Origin of the sequence: Blautia intestinihominis (assembly GCF_040096655.1) — a bacterium.
GTDB classification, from domain to species: domain Bacteria; phylum Bacillota; class Clostridia; order Lachnospirales; family Lachnospiraceae; genus Blautia_A; species Blautia_A intestinihominis.
On the sequence record NZ_JBBMEI010000172.1, the window covers coordinates 1 to 1,672 of the forward strand.

Consider the following 1,672-nt stretch of genomic DNA (forward strand, 5'->3'; position numbering starts at 1 on the left):
CTCGGAATAGTTCAGGTTCAGATCCATTGGATTGATATACTGGTCAGATACTGGCGAAACCCGAACTACCTGCCCATACAGTGCCTGCACAAGTGCCGAATATTCGGCTTCTGGATCACAGATAATGATATCGTCTTCCGTGATCAAAAAGCAGTTTGTAATTTCCCTCTTTGCTGAGAAAGACTTACCGGAACCTGGTGTACCAAGAATCAGTCCATTTGGGTTCTTCAGACGCTTCCGATCAACCATGATCATGTTGTTGGATAATGCATTCAGTCCATAATAAAGAGCTTCCCCTTCCTGAAACAGTTCCTGTGTCGTAAACGGCACGAAGATCGCTGTTGAAGATGTGGTAAGCCCTCTCTGAATTTCAATCCGATTGACTCCCAGTGGAATACAGGACATGAGTGCTGCTTCCTGCTGATAATCCAACTGTTTTAAAGAACAGTTATATTTCTGTGCGATTCCCTGCACCTGGAAAATATTATTATCCAGTTTCTGACGCTTCTTTGCTGTATTCATAACCAGAACCGTTACAAGGAACATTCTCTCATTTCTGGACTGCAGATCTTCCAGCAGGTTCTTCGCTTCTTCTCCATAGGTTACAAGGTCCGATGGAAGCACGTCCATATCATAACCGGAACGTACCGCTCGTTTCTGCTCTTCGATCTTCATCTTATCCAAATCTGAAATCTTGCTCTTGATCATCTTGATCGCTGAACTCTGGTCAATAGACTGGATATGGATGTTGACATTAATACTGTCATCTACATCCAGGAAATCTGCAAGCATCCGGTCTGTCAGCTCTGGTGCAAGAATCTGCAGGTAACTTACACTTCCCATCGTTCTTCCCATCAAAAATGTCTGATTCTTGGAAAAGTTAAAGGAAGTCGGTGCAATAAAATCTTTAGTTTTTAATCCAGTTTCCGGCAGCATCTTATACTGGAACTTAAATGGTTCGATCCGATCCTGGTTGAACACATGATACAGAATCTCCAGCCTTTCCAGTCCATTCAAAGAATGTGCCTGTGCTCCCAGAACCTTAAAGTTATTTAAGATATCCGTTTCGATTCTTTCAAGCCTTGGTCTTGCCACCTTCAGGCTTTCTGCTTCGATTCCAAAAGTGATATATTTTGTCTTTACCAGACCATTATTTCCTTTGGAAAGCTGATTTTTCAGCATAGTACGGTACTCTTCACGAATGGCATTGAAGTCATCGTTCTGATCCGGAATATCGATGCTTTTCTCAAATTCTGCCACATCCACCTGCTGATTGATAAAGGACAGCTGCACACTGATGGAAGAATCAAAGTAATTTAAGAAATCACAGTAATTCTCAAATATCGTGGTCTTATCCTCATTTAAAGCAAGCTGATAATTGATGTCATAAAACTGAATTGTCTTGGAGAAAAAGGTCTTTGTCACCTGGCAGATACCATCCTGCAGCATCCGAATATACGGAATACTCTGCTGTGCAGTTGTAGGAATGTTTTTCTGTTTCCTACGGTCCCGTTCCTGTTTCTTCCTACGCTTTTCCTGTTCTCTTTCTTTTCTGCTTTTTTTGTTTTTTCTTTCCTGACGGTTTCTTTTTTCCGCCAGGGACAGACGCTCCTGCTGAGCCTCCTGCTTTGTCTTTTTTGCCATCCGGCACACCCTCCTTTTTTACAAGGGT

1 protein-coding gene is annotated in these 1,672 nt (G+C 42.3%); it reads right to left on the bottom strand.

The genetic code is table 11. From position 1 onward, the window contains the following. Positions 1-1,644, bottom strand: a 1,644-nt coding sequence (locus WMO75_RS20190) for a VirB4-like conjugal transfer ATPase, CD1110 family (protein WP_349078840.1), incomplete at its 3' end; no start/stop codon positions are given. Between the last annotated feature and the right edge of the window lie 28 nt (positions 1,645-1,672).